Origin of the sequence: uncultured Alloprevotella sp. (genome assembly GCF_963536905.1) — a bacterium.
Taxonomy (GTDB): domain Bacteria; phylum Bacteroidota; class Bacteroidia; order Bacteroidales; family Bacteroidaceae; genus Alloprevotella.
In genome coordinates this window covers 24,719-39,177 of the sequence record NZ_CAUTBW010000022.1, presented here as the reverse complement: position 1 = coordinate 39,177, position 14,459 = coordinate 24,719, and the positions used below count along the sequence as shown (strand labels likewise).

Below are 14,459 nucleotides of genomic sequence, written 5' to 3'. Positions count from 1 at the left end.
GATAATAATGCACTTTGCTTTCTGAAAGAGCGAATAAGTACCGATGAAAATTGGCGTGTGCAGGAAATGCTTGCAAAAGCTTTCGACGAAGTTTGCAACCATAGAGGATATGAAATGTCTCTACCGCTCATCGAAGAGTGGCTGGAGGATGATAATAATCCGAATGTTATCCGTGCTGTAACGGAAGGATTAAGAATTTGGACAAGTCGCCCATTCTTCAAAGAAAACCCTTCGGTGGCTATCGCTCTAATCTCTAAGCACAAAGCACATGAGAGCGCGTATCTTCGGAAATCTGTGGGGAACGCTTTGAAGGATATAAGCAAGAAGCATTGTGAATTGATACGATCCGAAGTGCAGCAATGGGATTTATCCAATCCACAAGTTATGTTTACTTATAAACTTGCAACGAAGTTGTTAAAGTAGATTGACACTACCCTCAAATATAACTATCCCCATGAACAGTTCGTTCGTGGGGATAGTTATAGTATAATAACCTCTCATAAAGGTGCTGTTGCGCTGTATTATCTTGGGGAGCGGCGGTTACTTTCCGGTGAGGATTTTCTGAATGTCGTTGAGCTTGTTGAGGGCTTCAATGGGCGTGAGGTTGTTCACGTCGATGCCCAGGAGTTCATCGCGGATTTGTTTGAGTATGGGGTCGTCGAGTTGGAAGAAGCTAAGCTGGACATTCTTTTTTCCATCTACCGATGCGAGCTGTTCCATTCGTGGGTGTTCGCCGTTGCGCGCGTTGTTAGCTTCTAAATCCGCCAGGATTTGTTCGGCGCGTTTCACGATATTTCCCGGCATTCCCGCGATGCGAGCCACGTGGATACCGAAAGAGTGTTCCGAACCACCGCGCATCAGTTTGCGCAGAAAAACAACCCTATTGTTCACCTCCTTCACACTGACATTCCAATTCTTTATGCGGGAGAAAAGTTTCTCCATCTCGTTGAGCTCATGATAATGTGTGGCGAAGAGCGTGCGCGCATTGCCGCGCGGGTTTTCGTGTAGATACTCCACGATGGCCCATGCAATGCTGATGCCGTCGTAGGTAGACGTGCCACGCCCCAATTCGTCGAAGAGAACCAGCGAGCGAGGCGTGAGGTTGTTCATGATATTGGCTGCTTCGCTCATCTCCACCATGAAAGTGGACTCGCCCATAGAGATGTTGTCCGAAGCCCCCACGCGGGTGAAGATTTTATCAACGATACCGATGTGTGCACTTTCGGCCGGTACAAACGAGCCTATCTGCGCCAGCAATGCGATAAGGGCGGTTTGGCGCAGCAAAGCACTCTTACCCGCCATGTTAGGGCCGGTGATGATGATGATTTGTTGCTCCTTGTCGTCCAAGCTCACATCGTTAGGCACATACTCTTCGCCCGGCGGCATCAAGGTTTCGATGACCGGATGGCGGCCTTGGCGAATGTCCAGCTGCATGCTGTCGTCCACCACGGGGCGCACGTAGCGATTGGTGCGGCTCACTTCTGCCAGCGAGAAGAGGCAATCGAGCGTGGCAATCTGAAGCGCGTTGCGCTGCAATAAGGCGATGAACTGATTGGCCGTGCTGACCAATTCGTTGTAGAGCTTTGTTTCGAGCGACAATATGCGGTCCTCCGCGCCCAATATCTTCTCTTCGTATTCCTTCAGTTCCTGCGTGATGTAGCGTTCGGCCTGCACGAGCGTTTGCTTACGAATCCATTCGGCTGGCACTTGCTGCTTGTAAGTGTTACGCACCTCTATGTAGTAGCCAAAGACATTGTTGAAACCAATCTTGAGCGACGGAATGCCCGTTGCCTCGCTTTCTCGCTCCTGAATGTGTTGCAGATAGCTTTTCCCACTGGTCGAGATGCTCCGCAGTTCGTCCAGTTCGTTGCAAACCCCTGCGGCGATGACGCCTCCTTTGTTGACGAGCGCAGGAGGGTCGGGGAGGAGATCGTGAAGGATGCGGTCGTGCAGCTCTTTGCACGCATCCATCTTCAAACCTATCTCCTGCATCTGCTTGTTGGAAGCATGGATACACGCTTCCCGCAGCAGGCCGACGCTCTCAAGCGCCATGCGCAGTTGCTGCATCTCGCGCGGCGTTACGCGCCCCACAGCAATTTTTGAGACGATACGTTCCAAATCGCCAATCTTGCCCAGCTCGTCCTGACAGAGTTCGCGAAATTCGGGTTCTTTGAAGAAATATTCCACCCCATCCTGTCGCTGCTGAATGTCTTTGACGCTCCGCAGCGGAAAAAGGAGCCAGCGGTGGAGGGAGCGCGCGCCCATGGGCGTGAGTGTGCGGTCGATGATGTCCAAGAGGCTCTTTCCATCGTCGGACATAGGGTGGATCAGCTCCAAGTTGCGCACGGTGAAGCGGTCGAGGCGCACATAATGGTCTTCCTCAATGCGCGTCAGGCGCGTGATATGTCCGGTTTGCGTGTGCTGGGTTTGTTCGAGGTAGCACATAATTGCGCCCGCTGCCACAACGGCAGCTTTGAGATGGTCGACTCCGAAACCTTTGAGGTTCTTTATCTGAAAATGGCGCGTAAGCTTCTCTTTGGCTGTTTCTTCCGTAAACGCCCAATCGTCGAGCTCAAAGACATAGTATTTAGTGCCGAAGAGTTCCTGTACGCGCTGTTTCTGTCCGCGCACCACGAGCACTTCCTTCGGCGAGAAATTGGACAAAAGTTTGTCGGCATATTCGGGCGTACCCTCTGCCACTAAGAATTCGCCCGTAGAAATATCGAGCAAAGCGACACCAATACTGGACTTCCCGAAATGTACCGCAGCCAAGAAGTTGTTCTCCCGACTGTTGAGCGCGGAGTCGCCCAAAACCACGCCCGGCGTAACCAGTTCGGTGATTCCGCGCTTCACGAGTTTCTTCGTGAGCTTCGGGTCTTCCAACTGGTCGCAGATAGCCACACGCTTCCCCGCTCTGACGAGTCGCGGCAAATAGGTATCGAGTGCATGGTGCGGGAAGCCCGCCATCTCTGTTTGTCCTGTTCGTCCCTTGTTGCTACGATGGGTGAGCGTAATACCGAGAATGCGTGCCGCCGTCACAGCATCTTCCATGTATGTTTCATAGAAGTCGCCACAGCGAAAGAGCAAAACTGCATCTGGATGCTTTGCTTTCAGATCGTAGAATTGCTTCATCATCGGAGTTACTTCTTCTTTTGCCATATTTCAAAGGGTTGTATGATAGGACAAAGGTAGTAATTTCGGAAGAAATGGGGAAATGTGAGAAAAGAAGGAAGAGGCCCCCTCTTTTTCAAGAGAGAGCCTCTTTTCTCATATTTAAGGCAAGAGAGAACTCGGTTGCCACTTATTTTGAAAAGATTCATTCGGATTTTTAGATAAGCGGACTGGTCAGAGAAACCTCTTGATAGTTCTTTTCCTTACGCCCATTTGAGGCGCAGACTGTTGCTGACGACAGACACAGAGCTAAGCGCCATGGCGGCAGCAGCAAACATGGGTGGCAGGGCAAAGCCACAGATAGGGATGAGTACGCCAGCGGCGATAGGAATCAGCGTGACATTGTAGCAGAAAGCCCAAAAGAGATTTTCGCGAATGATGCGCGTGGTTTTGCGGCTCAGGCGGATGGCTTCCGCAATGCGTGTGAGGTCGGACTGAATGATGGTCATCTGTGCAATATCCATCGCCACATCCGCCCCTTTTCCCATGGCGATGCTGAGGTCGGCTTGCGCCAGCGCAGCACTGTCGTTGATGCCGTCGCCTGCCATCGCCGTGTGGTGTCCAGAGTTTTGGAGCTGCTTCACATAGTCAGCTTTATCCTTCGGGAGGACGCCGCCGCGGAAATGGGTGATGCCCAACGTTTGCGCCATGGCAGCCGTGGCTTTCTCACTGTCGCCCGAGAGTAGGTGTACCTCAATGCCCATTTGTTCCAGCTCTTTGAGTGCGGTGCGGGAGGTAGGTTTCACGCGGTCGGCAATGTGGAGCGTAGCGAGTAGGGCGTTGGGCGTGAAGAAGTAGATTGTGGTCAACGCCTCGTTCTCTGTTTTTTCCTCCAATTGAGCTGCCAAATGGGGAACTTGTTCTTTCAGCAAGCGTTCGCTACCTATAAAATAAGTAGTGCCGTTGTGCGAACCGCTCACACCGCGCCCCGTCAGGCTTTGGAAGTTCGTGATTTCCACCGCTTCCGCATCTGCCAGAGAGGCGGTGAGTGCCTGCGCCAGCGGATGTTCCGAGCGGTTTTCGAGCGAAAGGAGGATGCTGCGCTGTTCGGGCGTGAGAGCTGTGAGCGGCTCAGAGAGCGTGGGGCATCCCTCCGTGATAGTGCCGGTTTTGTCGAGCACGATGGTGTCGATGTGCTTCGCCGTCTCCAAGCTCTCCGCATCTTTGATGAGTATGCCTTTCTCCGCCGCGCGTCCGATACCCACCATGAGTGCCGTGGGCGTGGCAAGTCCCAACGCACACGGGCAGGCGATGACCAGCACCGTGACGGTGGAGAGCAACGCCCGCGTGAGATTGCCGTCGGGCTCGTTGCCGAAGAAGAACCAAAGCAGACCAGAGAGCAACGCCAGCGCGATGATGGTGGGCACGAAGATAGCCGCCACTTTGTCCACTATGTTTTGGATTGGAGCTTTTGAGTTTTGCGCTTCGCGTACCATCTCGATGATGCGCGCCAGCATCGTTTGTGCGCCCACTTTTTCGGCGCGGAAAGAGAACGAGCCTTTCTGATTGAGCGTGCCTTCAAAAACCTTGTTTCCTTGTTCTTTGAGCACGGGAACGGGTTCGCCGCTTAGCAGGCTCTCATCAACATACGAACTACCCTCAACGACCGTTCCGTCGACGGGTATCTTCTCGCCGGGACGAACGAGCAGGAGGTCGCCACACACTACTTTGCTGATTTCTATCTCCTCCTGTCGTCCCTCGCGCAGGATGGTTGTCGTCTTCGGGCGCAATCCCATGAGTTTTTTCAGGGAGGTGGCCGTGTTGGCCTTTGCGCGCGCCTCGAGCAAGCGACCTATGAGGATGAACGTGATGATGCCGCAAGAGGAGTCGAAATAGAGATGGGCGTCCTTGCCCAACACCTGTGGGAAGAAGAGGTTGAAAACGCTAAACAGATAGGCGATGCCTGTGGATAGCGCAACGAGTGTGTCCATGTTGGAGGTGCGCTGCTGGAGTTGCTTCCACGCGTTGATGTAGAACTGCCTACCAGCGAAGAACACCACCACAGTGGCGAGCAGCCAGAGCGGGTAGCCTAAGCGCGGGTCGCTCTCGACGAAGAACATATTGATGATCATGACCACTGTCGTAAGGAGAACGGCCATGATGGTGCGGCGTTTGGCTTGCAGGAAGTTCTGCGCACGCATTTCCTCAATGTTCTCTGTCACATTGTTCTCCGCACCGGCTTGTTGCTGAAGAACAACAAGTTTGTAACCAGCTTTCTCCACGGCTTCGGCCATTTCGTTGGGCGTTACGCGGGCGGGGTCGTAAGTCACTTGTGCTTCCAAACTGGCAAAGTTGCACACTGCATTCTCCACACCCTCCATATTTTTGAGGGCGCGTTCGGTGTGCATGGCGCAGTTTGCACACATCAGTCCTTCTACAGGGAATGTCTCAGTCTTTATCATCTGTGAGTTTTATATTTTCTATGGAGCAAAGAAACGGCTCTATCAGTTAGAGCCGTGTTTGCGATAAATGCAGAGAACGCTTTCTTCAATGTTCTCTACCGTTTGTCTTTAGTAGCAATTTATTGCTACTTTACCACGAGTTTGTAGCCCTCTTTCTCCACGGCTTCGGCCATTTCGTTGGGCGTTACACGGGCAGGATCGTAAGTCACTTGTGCTTCCAATTTTTCAAAGTTGCACACTGCATTCTCCACACCTTCCACATTTTTGAGAGCGTTTTCGGTGTGCTTGGCGCAATTTGCGCACATCAGTCCTTCTACAGGAAATGTTTCAGTTTTCATTGTTTATACGTTTTATATTTTCTACGGTGCAAAGATACGGATAACTTATAAAGCCCTGTTTACAATAAACGCAGAGGAAGTTTTGAAATTCGCAGAGGGGGAGAGGGAAGAGCCCCCTCCATCTCCCCCATGAGGGGGAGTGCTCGGCTTTGATTCTCGGACGAGTCTGACCTGTCCGACTTGTCCGACCAGTCTGACTCGTCCGAGAGCCCATCCTGATTCGTGCTCATTCGCCCTTTTTGTGCTCATTCGTGGGCTAAAACAAGTAAAGAAAATTCTTACTTTTCCCTCCTACGAAAGCCACAAATCTGAACGCGAACGGGAGGGAGCGGTGAGCATCCCCTTCCTGAGCGTGGATTTCCTTATTGCGTCAGCTCGCACAATAAGGATGTCGGCTGACAGAATAAGGAAGCTGGCCAATACAATAAGGAGGCTGACGGGTGGGAGCAAGGCACAAAATGAGCGGAAAAGGGCGGAGAAAGTGTGGATAGAGGAAGAAAAGAACAGATGGACGGAAGTTTGGAACAAACAAAGGGAGGCAATGTAGGAGATGAGGCCGCTGAAGCAGATGTTTTGCGCGTTTTCAGACAACAAGGTATCGTCAAAAAAAGCGATTGCTACTCGCTCCTTTCGGAATGAGTAGCAGTCGGGGAAATATGGTTGGATGTTGTGGGAGGAGCTTAGTCCTCGTCGGCACTCCAGTCGGAAGCTTTCCAGCCTTGTGGGCGTGATTCGAATACTACGCCGCTCTGGCCAGGCTGTGAGGGATAGCCAGTAGAACCTGCACTCGTGTTCATCAGGCTCTGGCTTTCGAGATCGATTACTCGAAGCGTTGGTCGTTGATATTTAGTTTGCATAGTTGCTAATGTTTTAGAGAATTACCTTTTTACCATTGATGATGTAAGTCTGGCCCTTCTTAGTGGTCAGTACGCGGCGGCCTTGGAGGTCGAAGATTTGGCCTTTCTCAACGCTCATCGTTCCGTTGTCGAGGGTGATAATGCCCGTGACTGTTCCGTTGATGCTGATGGCGAAGCTGCGCGCACCTGCTGCGGTGTTTGCTACGCTGAATGCTGTGCGATAGCGGTTGAGCGTGCCGGTGGTGGCTTTCACGAACTGGCCATTGCTGTAGCCGTAGTAAGTCTTAGTAGCATCCGATGCAAGCACTTTGGTCTCGCCGTAGTTACCTTCTTGCTCCACACCGACACCCGTATGAGTTTTCACTTCGGTATCAGCATTGGCCACAGCCACAGTTACTGCGCCATTGGCGAAGAGAGCTGCGTTGTTGGCTTCGAAGAGGTAGGGCTTGTTGGCCTCAATGGTGGTGACAGGAGCAAAGTCGAAAGCAGAGCGGTCGGCATTGAAGCCCTTCAGTTCATACACTGTGCCGTTGAGCGTGCTTGCAGCTGTTGCCACGGGGAGGGCAAATGTGGTGTAGCCCGTTGTGGTGAAGTTGCGATTGTAAGAAGCCTTGTCGGCAGAGAACTGCGTGGGCACTTCGATAGCAGCTGCATCATTGAGCGCAAACTCTGTGGTGCGGCCGTTGCTGATAAGGTTTTTGCCTGTCAGCGTAGAGGTAGAGGGAAGGTAGTAGAGCGTGTTGTTAGTTGCCACTGCACCCTGCTTCAAATCGTCGGCAGTTACGTCAGCAGCCACTGAAGCTCCGCTCATATCAACATAGGTCATAGGTTTATCCACGGTAGTTTCGTTGAGGTGGATGAACTTCGTTGATGCCTTAGATATGTAGCCGCCAAGAGTTTGTTTAGCATAGGCTTCATCACCTTCGGCATTGCTATTCTTTGCTGAATTCTCGTCAACAGTGAATGGAACATAATCGACGTGAATGCTGGAGAACATGGCCACTGCGGGGTTGGTATTGCCCGTTGTGATGATGTCGATGTCGCCTTCAAGGTGCTTATCGGTGGTGCTGATGAGGTTCATCTTCAGCGATACCGGCAGGTGGCCGAGTGCAGAACCGATGGCGCCCTCGTCGTCGGAGGTGAGGCGAATGGTACGAGTAACGTTGATATTGTTTCCATTAACAGGAACGTTGGCCACATAAATATCGCCGACAAGCATGCTACCAAAACTGAAGTTGGGCAAAGCTACATTATAAGTACCATTACTGTTCTTCGTCAGTTGGATAGGTGCGTTGGTAAGCGGAGCTACTATCTTAGAAAGACCACTGGCTGATGTTGGGGTGAGCACTACTGAGAGTGCACCAGGATACTGACCTGCTTCAGCAGCCGCTACGGCATCAGTGAAATGCAGCACGTAGGCAACTTCATGGTTGTCAGAGTCCTTTACTTTTAGCGTAATGGTCTTTGCACTGTTGTCATAGAAAGCGTTCTCTGTTGCACTTTCAGCTACCAGCGTGCTGTTTGCATCTGCCACGCCCTCAACCACGATGCCGCGGTGGTAGGCAATGGGGAGCGTGTAGGTGGTAGTGGCGGGGTTGAATGTTAGGCCGAAATCGGAGAGCGACTGACCGCCTACGCTGATAGAAGCCAGTTTGGGAGCAGCAGAAGCCGTGGCAAACTGAATCGTATAGTTGTGGACATTAGTAGGATTTACCGACACGTCGTTACCCTTCACCGTGATAGTGAGCAAGCCCGTAGTTGCATTGTAGTTTTTCTCGATGCTTGCTCCAACACCGTTAGATGTCAGTGAGAGTTTATTAGGATCGTAAGCCTTAGCTACATTCATAGCCGTTGCCACGCTAACACTTGCACCGTCGTAAGTGACGCTGGCAAGTTGGGAGTTGTAGATGTAGGATAAATCGTCAATAAGCATGGCATCGCCTTCTACACCATCTCCAGGAGTGGCACTAGTGGCGAACGAAACCAAAGCATAGGCGGGAGTCAATTCCTTATTAGCATATACAAAAGGAATTGTCAGCTCTTGCCAAGAGTTCTGAGCCGTGATGTCTGTCTTAGAGGCAGTGGCCACGAGTTGAGCATTCACATAATTGGGATTGCCCAGCGGATCTTGGTAATATCCTTCCGTGTGAAGCACAGTTGTGGCTTTGGCCTTCTTCGTGCTACCAGTAAATTTTATATAAACCCGCATCGCATCGGGTTTTCCTGTGAAGGGTTGCTTAGCAGAATTATCATTAGGATTGGTGTAGTTGAAGTTGCCATCCAGTTTGGTAATAGTTTTTCCAGCGGCTGTTTTTCCAGGGTTGGAAGCATTAGAGCTGCCCATATTTACACAGCCTGTAGTGAGGTTCCCTTGGGCTGTAGCTATAACAGCACCCCAGAATTTAACAGCTCGGCTATAAATTTTTGCAGAATATGTACCGCTGTGCGCATCTGTAGACTTCTCTAACTGATTGTAGCCTGCAAAAGATTTCATGCCACCAGTACCCGTCAGAAAAGAGTTCCAATGGAGAGGTTCTTCACCTGTAGTTCCACTGTAGGATACAGACTCCCAATTTTCAAAGTCGGAGTTCCCAACCTGGTATACTCCAGTCTGAGCGCTGACCGTTAAGGTAGCAGCGCTCAGAATAGTAAATATCATCTTTCTCATTATAAAGGAAAATTATAGTACGTAAAGAAGAAGCTAAAGCGCGATAAGGCTTTAGCGGATTACCTTTTTACCATTCAGGATAAAGAGGCCTTTGTTGGGGGCTTTCTGAAGGCGACGGCCCTGCAAGTCGTAGATAGTGTTGGCGGCATTCTTTGTAGCAGCCTGCTGAATACCTGTGGCAGTTGCTTCCTTCTTGCCCTTGAACTGTACATAAATGGGCATATCCTCTGAAGCTTTCCAAATCACGTCTACATCAGCGATCAGAGAGTCGCCCTTTATGATGCTGGAAGTTTCGTTGATTTTAGCCGTAGCTACAATTGCTCCGTCCAAGAATGAAAAATTCTTGATGGCGTTTTCTCCAAAGAGAATTGAACCGTTTGTCTGCTTCTGAACAGGAATGTTAGGGAGCACGATGTCGCCAAGATTCATGCCCGAGAAACCGAAATTATTGAGCGCGAAGGTAACAGTATTGTTTCCATCGGCAGTAAGGATTACGTTGTAGGTTTCTTCTCCAAATTGAAGATCGTCCTTAGAAGTGAGACTGATGGCAAGTTTGCCGGTATAATTGCCCGCTACTTCGTTGGCAACCGCTTGTGCATGGGTTGTACCAGCCATTAAGAAAAGAGCAACGAGCGAGAGTAGAAATTTTTTCATACCTTTTAGTTATTGAACGTTGTTATAAGTTAGTTAAGTTATCAGTTTGAAACAGTCGGCGGCAAAGATAATACTTTCTTTGCGAACTCAAAACGAGCGAATTTCTTCCTACTAAAAAAGATAAGAGAAGCCTAACGTTCCATAGATAGGGTAAAGTGCGAAAGAAATAGTCTTGAAGTCGGATGGGAAAATACCGTTCAATCCCCAGTCAAGATTGGCGTTGACATAGAGATGCTTATAGGCGTGGAAAGAACCTCCCACCTGCAAGCCCCACTGAAACTTGCGCAGATTGCTGGAAAAGTCGTAGGTGGCGTGAGTAACGTTGACATTTTCGCCAAGTTCGTCCGGCGTACGGATATAACCGTCGTGGACGTAGCCGTCAAAGTCGCCGTTGAGCATCAAGCTGAAGTAAGGGCCGGCAGAAACCATCCAGCGCGGATTGGAAAAGGTATAAGTGGCCAGCACGGGTACTGTGATGTAAGTAGCGCGGTACTTCGTGATGACAGGGCCGTTCCAACCGCCCTCCATGTGGCCTCCGTCGTCCTCGATGATAGCCATGTGGTAGTTTTTCACATTGGCGTTGGTCTTCATGCCTTTTGTCTCGAAGCGCAGTCCGAGAGCCATTCCCCAGCGCGGCGTGAAAGATTTATAGGCCGTGCCTTCGAGGTAGAGATTGAGTAAGGGGTTGAACGAATTGATTTTGCGGATGGAGCGAGGGATGGGCACTGGCGATGCGCCGCCCAGTTCGAGTCCTGCGCCCACAGCCACTTGCCAGCCTTTAAGTGCCGCCAAGATAATGTTGCGGTCGTTGCTCGAGTCGCGAATAGTATCGGGGCGAACAGCATTTCCGATTGTCTCGGTGGATTCGAGCCATGTGGTGGCATCTGCAGCTTGCGCGCTGACACCCATCATAAGGCTTATGATTGTGATAAGGAATATCTTCATGATTTGTTGGCTTGTGTTGAAAAACAAAATAGGAGGAGCGGAGAACTCCTTATTTATATGTCACTTTTATATCGTCGACCCAGAGCGTAGAACCCACGGCTCCTTCAAAGTAAGCCCCCTGCCGACTGCTCGTCATAACCACACTGATGGCATAGCCGTTGCGTTTGAGGCGCGCCGTATCGAAAGTTTTACCATTCATAGGGCGGAACGGCTCTTCAAAGTACGTCCACGTGCTTGGCTCCCCTGGATTTGCGATTCGGGCTATACTTACGATGCGCTCGCTGCTGAGAACATTCGCGCCGTTGAGGGACTGGAAATTGTCAGGGTCCACCTCGAAGAGAACAGCATAGATATCGGCGGTGTCTCGGCGGGAGGCGTCGACAGTTTTGTTACGGTCCGTAAATTCTGCTCCAGCTTTGTATTTGTACCAGCCAGAGAGCTTCAAGGGTTCGCCTTTGACAATCTGGAGTCCGAAGCGTGTAGCCTCGAGCGGAGCCAGCATAGCTTTGTTGAGATTGAATGTGCCGATAAACAGATTGCCGGCGGCGATGGGCATAGGCGGACGTGTCAGCATACCGAAAGTACCTGTGCTGCGCGTCACGAGCTTTGCCGCCAAGCCTTTATGGCCGCCGCTAACAAAAGATGTGGGAAAATCGGTGGGCGAAGTTGCCATTCCCGTTAGATTGTAGCCTGCATTTCCGCTGCTCCAAATATTGGAATTGACTGAGCCGTCCTCCTGTCGTTGGAGCAACGTCATGTATTGATGACGATCATTGTTGTAGGCGAAATCTTCAAAGTCGCACGAATCGAGCGGTTGGGGCACTTCAAAACTTACCACGTAGTCCTTCGTGAAATGTCCGTCGGCCGAGCGAACGCTATAGGTCCGAGGTTCGGAGAAGTCGTGGTACGCTGCCGAGTCGAAAGGCACACGCGTATTACCGTCCTTATAGAGGAGCGTAGCCCCTGCGGAGATAGTGAATTGCGGGTTTAATGCCTTGACGCGGTTGTCTTTCTTATTGATAAAAAGGGTAATAGAAGCCGGCGTTGCCTGCTTGATAACGGGCGTTCCCAGTATGAGACCCGCGCCTTTGCTATTGAGCCACTCCTGACTAACAGACGTGATGTCGCATTCAGGGCTGAGAGCCTCCTCGCGGATGCAGGAGCTGAACAGCAGAAGGCTGCTGGCCGCCACCGCGCTTATAAGTTTGATGGTCATAACTTTGCAAAAATTTGGTGCAAAGTTACAAAAAACTACAGTGTACTTCGTTGAAAAAGAGAGAATAAAAACTTTTGCAAATGAAAGCGTTTCAAAATTTCTTTCCCGAAACGATGCTGATGAAGGTCTTAAGGAGAATCTTCAGATTGAAAAGGAGAGACCGGTGTTGGAGGTGGTAAAGGTCGGATTCAAGGCGTGTGAGCATCTCCTCGAGGGTTGTGGCGTAGCCGTTGTGCAGGGTGGCGTAGGAGGTCACGCCCGGGCGCACCTGGTAGAGGTACTTGTAGCGCGGGTCAACGGCCATAATTTGATCTATAAAGTATTTGCGCTCCGGTCGAGGCCCTATAAACGCCATGTCGCCTATGAAAACATTCCACAGCTGGGGTAGCTCGTCGAGGTGGTGGTCGCGAAGAAAGCGTCCGATACGCGTGAGGCGGTCCTCATCCTCTTTGATGCAGAGTTGAGGCTTTCCCTCCTCGGCGTTGATTTTCATGCTGCGAAATTTATAGATGAAAAACGACCGTCCGCCTTTTCCGATGCGCTCTTGGCGGTAGATGGCAGGGCCGCCGTCCTCGCGCTTGACGGCTATGTAGCAGAAGAGCATCAGCGGAGAGAACACCACGAGGCAGAGGAGCGATGCAAACCAGTCGAAAGCGCGTTCTATGAAAGCAGACATACGCGCCCACCGACTGAGCAAGTAGAGCTGGTCGTTCTTATCCTGCATCTGCTGTTCGTCAGTAGGGAGCAGTTGTTTCGTATGTGCGTTTGTGTGGCTCAATGGAAGGGGGAATGTGCTAATGTGCTAATGAGGCTTTTTAATGTGCTAATGTGCTAATGGGGAGCGGCGTATGCCGCTTTTGAATGTGCTAATGAGGTTTTTTAATGTGCTAATGGAGCGTGGGAATGTGCTAATGGAGCGTGGGAATGTGCTAATGTGCTAATGGGGAGCGGCGTATGCGCTTTTTAATGTGCTAATGAGGTTTGAATGTGCTAATGTGCTAATGGGGGGTGAGATAAGTCTTTTTGTTTCTCCGTCCTATTTCTCAAATAATTCTTTTGTTCTCTGCGTTGCGTGGACGGGGAAGATAAAAGCCATTTCAGTAGGGGCGAAATCGAAGAATAGGAGCGACTGTTTGAGAACTACTAATGCTTTTTGCACGGTATGGGCCGCAGTTTCTTCTGTAACCAGTGGTTTGTTTTTTCGCCCAAAGTTGCCGAAGTGCATGACGGCACGATAAGCGCGCTCTCCCCGTCGGGCATCTTTCTGGGTCAGCGTGTAGGGAAAATCCTCTGCTGGCAAACCGAGACGATGTATGAGAATCCAGCCGAAGGCGCGGAAGCCGTTCACCATTCCCAGTGCTTTCAGATGTTGGCGGAGTAAGTCTGTGTCCAACTCGTTGCGGAGCGCGTGGAGCGAACAAGCCAAGTCGCACACCTGCCGAATGCCTACACCGCCGCGGATGAGGTGGAAAAACATGTGGACATAGGTGAAGAGGACGTTCAAGTCGGGCGGGAGCGTAGGTATGTCCACTCCGTTGATTTTTACGCGCATGGGCCGCTCTCGCAGCGCCTTGTCAACAACCTCGCTGAAGTAGCGCTGATGCGGTGCATAGTAGAAATCCGCCAGTCGGTGGTGCATTTCGTATTCCACTCCATTTCCTTGGAAATTGATATGTTTTTCTTTAGTGTCTGGAATAGTCTTACCGATTTGTTGCTCCACAACGGCCTTCACGCGCGGGAAGTTTTCCGCATCGCAGTAGAAGTCTACATCGCCCGGATTGCGCACCTCGGGGTGGGCATAAAAAGTCCCCGAAACCTGCCCTTTAACCACTGCCAAGCTCAGTCCCTGCCGTTCGATGAAAGAAGCAAAGCGCGAGAGTTCTCTATTGAGATGGTCGTTGCCCTCACGCGTGTACTGCAGCGCATATAGGCAGCGCGGCACGAGTTGCTTACCAATGGGAATGTTGTTGTCCACAAGTGCTCGAGCAGCAATGGTTTCCACCGCGTGCTCTCTGGCCTCGTTGAGTAGTTCCTCGGCTTCTTTGGGCGAGAGCGATAGTTGGAGCGGCGTTTGCCACAGTTCGCTGCGCAGCGCACTCAAGAGATTTTCTTCAACCGGAGTCATTCAGTGTTTATTTTTTGCAAAGATAGAAAAAAAAGAACTCTTCCGGCTTTTGTGCGTAACTTTGTGAAGCGAGAACGCCTTTC

General features: G+C 51.0%; 12 protein-coding genes. 2 read left to right on the top strand and 10 right to left on the bottom strand.

Annotation, left to right across the window (positions count from 1 at the left end; translation table 11 throughout):
• On the top strand, positions 1 to 423 hold a 423-nt coding region (locus ABLA33_RS05475; protein ID WP_347719546.1), incomplete at its 5' end, for a DNA alkylation repair protein.
• A 117-nt stretch (positions 424 to 540) separates the two neighbouring features.
• Here ABLA33_RS05475 and mutS read toward each other — a convergent pair.
• From mutS to ABLA33_RS05460, 3 genes are all read right to left on the bottom strand, one after another.
• A complete protein-coding gene (mutS, locus tag ABLA33_RS05470; RefSeq protein WP_311489472.1) occupies positions 541 to 3,159 on the bottom strand; it encodes a DNA mismatch repair protein MutS in 2,619 nt (872 codons plus the stop codon).
• Between the two features lie 215 nt (positions 3,160 to 3,374).
• Positions 3,375 to 5,573 (bottom strand): heavy metal translocating P-type ATPase, encoded by a 2,199-nt coding sequence (locus tag ABLA33_RS05465; RefSeq protein WP_347719545.1) that lies wholly within the window; start codon positions 5,571 to 5,573, stop codon positions 3,375 to 3,377.
• A gap of 125 nt (positions 5,574 to 5,698) precedes the next feature.
• Entirely contained in the window at positions 5,699 to 5,911 is a 213-nt protein-coding gene (locus tag ABLA33_RS05460; protein ID WP_315089714.1) for a heavy metal-associated domain-containing protein, read from the bottom strand.
• A 483-nt stretch (positions 5,912 to 6,394) separates the two neighbouring features.
• Here ABLA33_RS05460 and ABLA33_RS05455 point away from each other — a divergent pair, with 483 nt between their 5' ends.
• Positions 6,395 to 6,550, top strand: a complete 156-nt coding sequence (locus tag ABLA33_RS05455; protein ID WP_347719544.1) for a hypothetical protein — start codon at positions 6,395 to 6,397, stop codon at positions 6,548 to 6,550.
• A gap of 41 nt (positions 6,551 to 6,591) precedes the next feature.
• Here the strand turns inward: ABLA33_RS05455 and ABLA33_RS05450 are convergent, their stop codons facing one another.
• The 7 genes from ABLA33_RS05450 to ABLA33_RS05420 form a co-directional block, all read right to left on the bottom strand.
• Positions 6,592 to 6,768: a hypothetical protein gene (locus ABLA33_RS05450; RefSeq protein WP_347719543.1), complete on the bottom strand. Its 177-nt coding sequence runs from the start codon at positions 6,766 to 6,768 to the stop codon at positions 6,592 to 6,594.
• Positions 6,769 to 6,781: 13 nt separating this feature from the next.
• Complete coding sequence (locus tag ABLA33_RS05445) at positions 6,782 to 9,427, bottom strand: calycin-like domain-containing protein (RefSeq protein ID WP_347719542.1); 2,646 nt, start codon at positions 9,425 to 9,427, stop codon at positions 6,782 to 6,784.
• 60 nt (positions 9,428 to 9,487) lie between these two features.
• Positions 9,488 to 10,090, bottom strand: a complete 603-nt coding sequence (locus ABLA33_RS05440) for a calycin-like domain-containing protein (protein WP_347719541.1) — start codon at positions 10,088 to 10,090, stop codon at positions 9,488 to 9,490.
• A 111-nt stretch (positions 10,091 to 10,201) separates the two neighbouring features.
• Entirely contained in the window at positions 10,202 to 11,035 is an 834-nt protein-coding gene (locus ABLA33_RS05435; protein ID WP_347719540.1) for a porin family protein, read from the bottom strand.
• 49 nt (positions 11,036 to 11,084) lie between these two features.
• Positions 11,085 to 12,251 (bottom strand): PCMD domain-containing protein, encoded by a 1,167-nt coding sequence (locus tag ABLA33_RS05430; protein WP_347719539.1) that lies wholly within the window; start codon positions 12,249 to 12,251, stop codon positions 11,085 to 11,087.
• Between the two features lie 91 nt (positions 12,252 to 12,342).
• Complete coding sequence (locus ABLA33_RS05425; RefSeq protein ID WP_347719547.1) at positions 12,343 to 12,927, bottom strand: sugar transferase; 585 nt, start codon at positions 12,925 to 12,927, stop codon at positions 12,343 to 12,345.
• Positions 12,928 to 13,287: 360 nt separating this feature from the next.
• Positions 13,288 to 14,376 (bottom strand): nucleotidyltransferase family protein, encoded by a 1,089-nt coding sequence (locus ABLA33_RS05420; RefSeq protein ID WP_347719538.1) that lies wholly within the window; start codon positions 14,374 to 14,376, stop codon positions 13,288 to 13,290.
• Positions 14,377 to 14,459 lie beyond the last annotated feature (83 nt).